We start from the raw sequence: 7127 nt of genomic DNA on the forward strand, positions 1-7127 counted from the left end.
ACTCCTTCGGTGTCGGTCGTGCGGCCGACCCTGGGGGTGGACCGGCCGGTGGGGCGGCGGTACCGAATGAGCGACCCACGGTAGGTGGACCTAATCGATGCTTGCAAGTTCAACATTCGGCCATGGCGTGGATTCCGCTTGACCGTCCGCTTCCGTCGCCGCCGCCCGCAGGACCGCTCTCGCCACCGCGTCCGCGTCCGACAGCGTGACCGAGTCCACCCCCGGGCGGGCGCCCGCCGCGGTCACCCAGTGCACGCCCTCCGTGGGGACGCCGAACGCGAACCGCCGTGCATGGGACCGGCCCTGACGGTTGATCAGGTGGTAGGGCCGTGGGGTGACGTCCAGCCCTCCCGTCACATGACCGTCGACCGTGTGCGGGCGGCACTGCCCGGTCCTCAGCAGCCGGGCGAGGAGGCCGTCGGCGGTGCGTCGCAGATCCGGTTCCGGCAGCCGGGCCTCTATGAGAGATGTCACCCGGACGGCCGATCCCGGCACGTCCGGGGAGTGAGCCCGCCAGGCCCCGTCCTCCTCCCGCACCTCCAGCCGGGGCCCCAGCACCTCCACCACCCCCGCCTCCACCAGCGCCGCCAGCTCCTCGATACGGCGGCGGGGCGGGCCGATGGAGAGGAAGGCGTTGAGCGGGGTGTACCACCGGTCGAGGTGGTCCCGGCGGGACGCGCCCGCTATCCCCCCGTGGTCGACGACCAGCCGCAGCTCGTTGCGCAGGTCGCGCAGCACGTCCAGCGCGGCCTTCGACGGTCCGCGCACATTGCCCCGCGCCGCCTCCTCGGCGTCCCGTCGCAGGTATCCCAGCAGCCACTCCCGCCACTGGCCGGGATGGGCGAACTCCCGTGCCGTGTACGGCCGGGAGATCCGGTCCCAGCTCCAGCGATCGGTCTCCGCCACGCCGAACGCGTCCAGGACGACGGCCTCTTGGGGATCGCGGTGCGGGACGGCGAGGAAGCGGTCGGCGAACTCCGGGCGGCGCAGGAGCGCCGTGTAGTAGACCGTCTCCACCTCCTTGGCCACCAGTGGCCAGATCTCCGTCAGGAAGTCGGGCGGGTCACCGGAGTCCGCGCGCTTGCGGAAGCCCGAGACGACCTCCGGGGTGAGGACGAGCGGCAGGTGGCGGCCGTAGGGGCCCTTGGCGTTGTCGCCGCGCGCCTGGTACGGCACGCCGCGCCGGGAGCCGGCGTACAGGCGCGGCTCGCGGCCCGAGGGCAGGTAGCGCAGCCCGCGGGCGCCGTCCGAGACGAAGCGGCCGCCCCGGCCGGTCGTGAGCAGGGCCATGTGGTCGAAGAAGTTCAGGCCCAGGCCCCGCAGCAGCACCGGTTCGCCGGGGGCGAGGCCGGAGAGATCGACGTCGGCCGGGTTGGCGGGCGGGACGTGGCGCAGGCCGTGGCGTGCGGCATGGGCGGCGTGGCGCTGCTGGGCCGGGTCGGCGACCACCGGCAGGTGTCCCTGCGCGAGGACCACGGCCGACAGGCCGACCAGCACCCGGCCGTCGTCCAGGGTGAGCACCTGGCGGCCGTCGGCGGCGTCGTCGAGCCGGACCGCCCGGGCCGCGTGCGTCTCCACCCGGACCGGGGGCGGGGCCTGGCGTACCGTCCGCGCGAACACCCACTCCAGGTAGCGGCCGTAGTGGGCGCGGGTCGGGTAGTCGTCCGGGCCCAGTGCGCCGCCCGCCCACTCGTGCAGGCTGGGGCCCGGCCGGATCGGGCCCGCGCAGTCCACGCTGTCGTCGGTGAACAGGGTCACCTGGCAGGCCACGGTGTTCATCAGCAGCTCCGGCGACTGCGCCGTACGCCAGACGCGGCCCGGTCCGGGCGGTGCCGGGTCGACGACGTGGACCGTCAGGCGCGCCCCGGGCGGGAGGAGGTCCGGCGCGGACGCGCAGAGGCGTTCCAGGACGCTGGTGCCGCGCGGCCCGGCGCCGACGAGGGCGACGGCGACGGTGACCGGCGCGGGGCGCGGGCTGTCGGTGTGCGACGCCGGTTCCGCGTTCTCTGAGGGCAAGGGGGTGACTCCCGGGCGTGTGGGGCGCGATGGAGCGGGCCGTCCGCGGAGTCCCGGTGGGCCGATGGAAGCGGACGGTCCGCCTCATCATGCCCCCGGGTCGCACGGAAGCCAACGCGGGCCCCACAGGCCCCGGTTGGTCCTCGTCAGCGGGTCAAGTCGGACTCCTCCACAGTTGTCAGCCCGCCCTCGGCCCGCGCCTGCTCCAGCCGCAGCCGGGCCGAACGCCCGCGCAGCGTCAGGGTCATGAGCTGGTTGCCGAACCAGGGCCCGCCGGTCTTGCGCCAGTCCACGACCGGCCGGGGGCAGCGCCCGTGCCGCGCGAGCCGGCGCCCCAGCGCGCGGGCCACGGCGCCCCACCCGAAGCTGAAACCGGCCCGGATCGACAGGGGGACGGAGTTGTGGACGGGCGAACACGTCAGTTGCAGCACCCTGGCGTCGGGAGCGGCGGCCGGCCACCGCGGCTCGGCCACGTACGCGTGGTGCACGTCTCCCGACAGCACGAGCACGCTCGCCGGCGCCTCCGCCCCCGTACCGACCTCGGCGAGCAGCTCGGTCAGCGCGGTGAAGGAGCCGGGGAACGCCGCCCAGTGCTCCAGGTCGGCCGCCCGCCGCACCTTCTCCCCGAGCCGTGCCCACCGCGCGCCCCGCTCGCCCCGGCACAGGGCCGCGTTCCACGTCTCGGCGTCGTGCACCAGGTGCGGGAGCAGCCAGGGCAGGGAGGTGCCGACGAGGAGGTGGTCGTAGGAACCGCGCTCCTCCAGGGCCTGCTCGCGCAGCCACGCGGCCGTTCCCGGGTCGAGCATCGCCCGCTCGTCCTCCTCCAGCACCCGCGCGGCCCGGGTGTCCACCATCAGCAGGCGGACCCGCCCGAAGTCACGCCGGTAGCTCCAGCGCACGGAGGCGCGGTCCGCGTCGGCGCGGCAGGCGAAGTCGCGCAGGGCGTCGGTGCCGTCGGGGGCGGCGCGTACGGCCGCGTAGAGCGGGTCGGCGGCCAGCGCGGCCGGGGAGAGGTTGCCGAGGTGCTGGTGGACCCAGTACGACATCAGGCCGCTCAGGATCCGCTCGCGCCACCAGGGCTTGACCCGCATGTCGGCGAGCCAGGCGGCGGAGGTGTTCCAGTCGTCGATGACGTCGTGGTCGTCGAAGATCATGCAACTGGGGACGGTGGACAGCAGCCAGCGCACCTGGGGGTCGAGCCAGGACTCGTAGTACAGCCAGGTGTACTCCTCGTAGTCGGCGACCTCGGCGCCCGGGGGTTCGGCGAGGTCGCGGCGGGCGCCGAGCCGCCGACGGGTCGCGTCGGAGGTCTCGTCCGCGTACACCTGGTCGCCGAGCAGCAGCAGGACGTCGGGCCGCTCGCCCGGCGGGTCGGCGGCGATGCGCTCGGCCAGGCTGTCCAGGGCGTCCGGGCCCGCGGGGTCGTGCTCGCCGGACGGGGGCGCCGCCCACCGGCAGGAGCCGAAGGCCACGCGCACCTCGTCGCCGGTGGCCCGGGTGCGGATGACGGAGGGCGGGAGCGACGGGGCGGAGTCGTCGGGCAGGGGCCACACCCGCGCCCCGTCGAGGAACACCTCGTACGCGGTCTCCGTGCCCGGGGTCAGGCCGGTCACCGGTACCAGGGCGTAGTGATGACCCGCCACCTGGAAGGTGCGGGACGTTCCGCCCGAGCCGTCGGCGCAGCGCACCTCGGCGGTGCACGGACGGCTCGTCTCGACCCAGACGGTCGCGTCCGAGCCGTCGGCGTATCTCAACAGGGGTCCCAGCCGCAGTCCGGCCACGTGATCGCCTCCTCCGTCGCCCCGTACGGTACGGAACGACGGAGGCGCAGGGACAGATTCCGCGCGCAGGCAGTCGGCGGGGCGGCTCAGCAGGCGGAGAGGTAGCTGGTCAGCGCGCTCTTCTCGGCGGAGTCGACCGACAGGCCGTAGTAGTACTTCACCTGCACCCAGGCGCGGACGTACGTGCAGCGGTAGGCCGTGCGGGACGGCATCCAGGTGGCGGGGTCCTGGTCGCCCTTGGCCTGGTTGACGTTGTCGGTGACGGCGATGAGCTGCGGGCGGGTGAGGTCGTTGGCGAAGGACTGGCGGCGGGAGGTGGTCCAGCCGTCGGCGCCGGAGTCCCAGGCCTCGGCGAGCGGCACGAGGTGGTCGATGTCGACGTCTGCGGCGGCGGTCCAGGTGGCGCCGTCGTAGGGGGAGTACCAGCTGCCGCTGGTGGCGGCGCAGGAGGAGTCCTGGACGACGTTCGTGCCGTCGCGCTTGAGGACGACCTCGCGGGTGTTGCAGGCGCCGGACTGGGTGATCCAGTGCGGGAAGAGGTCGCGGCTGTAGCCGGTGCGGTCCTCGGCCGCGACGGTGAGCGAGGCGAGGTAGGTGCGGGCGGTGGCGGCGCTGACGGGGGTGGGCAGGGCCGCGGACGCGGTCGGGGAGTTGAAGAGCGCGGCGGAGACTGCCAGCCCGGTGAGCGCCGCGAGTATGCTGACCCGTCGACGCGCGTAGAACTTCGACATGCGAACTCCCTTGGGGATGTGGGGCGTTGCGGTGCGAGCGGGGGAATGCTCGCGGTGCCGCGTTGCGGGGAGGTGTGCGCGCGGTAAGAAGCTAATGACGCGTACATGACAAGACAAGGTGTGTGACGTGACTTTCGTCCCGCGGGGATCGGTGGGGGAGTCACGTACTATGGACGGCGCAGAAGGGGAGTAGCTCTTCGCCGGACCGTCGACACACTGCTCAGCTCGTCCTCGTGACAGCCGAGCCGGCGCCCGGAGGCAGGCCCGTACGGCGGGCCGGCCAGCGAGACCTTCGGCAAGCAGTGCACATCCGTGCCGTACGGCGCGGATGCCGTGTGTGCTGCCGTGCCGAGGTGTCGTGTGTGCAGGAAGCAGCGCTCTCGGTGGGGTGGCCCCGACCGATTGAGGACCCTTGATCAGCTTCACCGTGACGGCGCTCGTCTTCGGCGTCGTCTTCCTCGCCGAACTGCCGGACAAGACCGCACTCGCCGGCCTCGTGCTCGGCACCCGTTACCGCGCCTCGTACGTCTTCGCGGGCGTCGCCGCCGCCTTCGCGCTGCACGTCGCGCTCGCCGTCGCGGCCGGCAGCGTGCTGACGCTGCTGCCGCAGCAGCTCGTGCACGCGCTGACCGGTGTGCTCTTCCTGGGCGGCGCCGCGATGCTGCTGATGAAGAAGGACGAGGCCGAGGAGGAGATCCGGAAGCCGGAGGACCAGTCCTTCTGGAAGGTCTCCGGGGCGGGCTTCATGCTCATCCTCGTCGCCGAGTTCGGCGATCTGACCCAGATCATGACGGCGAACCTCGCGGCCCGCTACGACGACCCGCTCTCCGTCGGCCTCGGCGCGGTGCTGGCGCTGTGGGCGGTGGCCGGACTGGGCATCGTCGGCGGAAAGGCCCTGATGAAGCGGGTTCCGCTGAAGCTGATCACACAGATCGCGGCGATGCTGATGCTGGGCCTCGGCGTGTGGAGCCTGTGGGAGGCGATCGCGGGGTGACGCGGGGCGGTGACGGCCCGGCGAGCTGAACGGAAGGTGAACGCTTCCCCGGGCGGGTGGCGTGATACCCGGATTGTTTTGTACCGTGGAGAAACAAAGTGGCTCCCGCCCGTTTTCCCTGACCGGCGGGCGGGGCCGCCTTGTCTTCCTACGTGCTTGGAGTCGCCGATGCCGGCCGCCGCGTCCACCGTCCTCACCGCCCGTGCCCTCCTGCTCGACATGGACGGCACCCTCGTCAACTCCGACGCCGTCGTGGAGCGTGTCTGGCGGCGCTGGGCCGAGCGGCACGGGCTGGACGGCGACGAGGTGATGAAGGTCGTGCACGGGCGGCAGGGGCACGCGTCGATGGCGCTGCTGCTGCCGGGCCGGCCGGTCGAGCAGAACCTCGCGGACAACGCGCGCATGCTCGCCGAGGAGACCGCGGACATGGACGGCGTCGTGCCGGTGCCCGGCGCCGCGGAGTTCATGGCCTCGCTGCGGGGGCTGCCGCACGCGCTGGTGACGTCCGCCGACGTGCCGCTGTCCACGGCGCGGATGGCCGCCGCCGGGCTCCCGCTGCCCGCCGTGCGGGTCACCGCGGAGTCGGTCGGCGCGAGCAAGCCGGATCCCGAGGGGTTCCTCAAGGGGGCCGCCGAACTGGGGGTCGATCCCGGCGAGTGCGTGGTGTTCGAGGACTCCGGCGCGGGGATCGCCGCGGGGCGCTCCGCCGGGATGAAGGTCGTCGGCGTCGGGCCGAGGGCCGGGTTCCACGGGGCGGACGTGGTGGTGCGGGATCTGACGCGGGTGCGGGTGGAGGCGACCGGGGAGGGTGTGCGGCTGCACCTCGGCTGAGGCCGTCGCCTGGGCGCGGGGCCGGGGGTTTGTTGCGCGGCCCGGCGCGGGTGTGGGTTTGTCGCGCGGTCCGGCGCGGGTGGGGCGAGCCGGGGGTGTCCGGGTGGACGTCGGCTGGGGCGGTGCCCTGGGTGCTGCGGGGCGGGGGTTTGTCGCGCGGCCCGGCGTTGCGGGTGCGGGAGTATGCGACCGCGGGGGTCCGGCTGGACGTCGGATGATGGGTTGCCCTGGGTGCGGGGCGGGGGTGCGTTGCGCAGCCCGGCGTTGCGCGGTGCCGCCGCGCCACCCGTGCCGCCCCTGGCGGCACGACTGCCCGCGGGTGGCGGTGTGTGCGTGGCGGTGCTTGCCTGTGCCGTTTCCGGCGTGCGATTGCTCGCGGGTGGCGGTGTGTGGGGTGGCGGTGCTTGCCTGTGCCGTTTCCGGCGTGCGATTGCTCGCGGGTGGCGGTGTGTGGGGTGGCGGTGCTTGCCTGTGCCGTTTCCGGCGTGCGATTGCTCGCGGGTGGCGGTCTGTGGGGTGCCGGCGCCTGCCTGTGCCGGTTCCGGCGGTGCGACTGACCGCGGGTAGGGGTGCGTGGGGTGGTGGTGCCTGCGCGTGCCGTTTCCGGCGTGCGATTGCTCGTGGGTGGCGGTGTGTGGGGTGGCGGTGCTTGCCTGTGCCGTTTCCGGCGTGCGATCGCTCGCGGGTGGCGGTCTGTGGGGTGCCGGCGCCTGCCTGTGCCGGTTCCGGCGGTGCGACTGACCGCGGGTAGGGGTGCGTGGGGTGGTGGTGCCT

Annotated in this window: 5 protein-coding genes; 2 read left to right on the top strand and 3 right to left on the bottom strand. The window is 73.7% G+C overall.

Annotation, left to right across the window (positions count from 1 at the left end; translation table 11 throughout):
• Positions 1 to 90 precede the first annotated feature (90 nt).
• From ACIHAR_RS04755 to ACIHAR_RS04765, 3 genes are all read right to left on the bottom strand, one after another.
• Positions 91 to 2016, bottom strand: a complete 1926-nt coding sequence (locus ACIHAR_RS04755; RefSeq protein WP_365454816.1) for an FAD/NAD(P)-binding protein — start codon at positions 2014 to 2016, stop codon at positions 91 to 93.
• A 146-nt stretch (positions 2017 to 2162) separates the two neighbouring features.
• Entirely contained in the window at positions 2163 to 3797 is a 1635-nt protein-coding gene (locus ACIHAR_RS04760) for an alkaline phosphatase D family protein (protein ID WP_400016890.1), read from the bottom strand.
• A gap of 86 nt (positions 3798 to 3883) precedes the next feature.
• Positions 3884 to 4528 carry an HNH endonuclease family protein gene (locus ACIHAR_RS04765; RefSeq protein WP_365454822.1) on the bottom strand — a complete coding sequence of 215 codons (645 nt, stop codon included), beginning with the start codon at positions 4526 to 4528 and terminating at the stop codon, positions 3884 to 3886.
• Between the two features lie 412 nt (positions 4529 to 4940).
• On the opposite strand from ACIHAR_RS04765, the gene ACIHAR_RS04770 reads away from it, so the two are divergent.
• Both ACIHAR_RS04770 and ACIHAR_RS04775 read left to right on the top strand, forming a co-directional pair.
• Positions 4941 to 5522, top strand: a complete 582-nt coding sequence (locus tag ACIHAR_RS04770) for a TMEM165/GDT1 family protein (RefSeq protein ID WP_365454825.1) — start codon at positions 4941 to 4943, stop codon at positions 5520 to 5522.
• 168 nt (positions 5523 to 5690) lie between these two features.
• Positions 5691 to 6353, top strand: a complete 663-nt coding sequence (locus ACIHAR_RS04775; protein ID WP_365454828.1) for an HAD family hydrolase — start codon at positions 5691 to 5693, stop codon at positions 6351 to 6353.
• The last annotated feature ends 774 nt before the right edge of the window (positions 6354 to 7127 follow it).

Source organism: Streptomyces sp. NPDC052016 (assembly GCF_044548445.1).
Taxonomy (GTDB): Bacteria; Actinomycetota; Actinomycetes; order Streptomycetales; family Streptomycetaceae; genus Streptomyces.

What these genes read in the sequence shown, in the direction of transcription:
- ACIHAR_RS04765 (WP_365454822.1), bottom strand. Translation starts at nt 4,528, where the DNA reads ATGTCGAAGTTCTACGCGCGTCGACGGGTCAGCATACTCGCGGCGCTC.
- ACIHAR_RS04775 (WP_365454828.1), top strand. Translation starts at nt 5,691, where the DNA reads ATGCCGGCCGCCGCGTCCACCGTCCTCACCGCCCGTGCCCTCCTGCTC.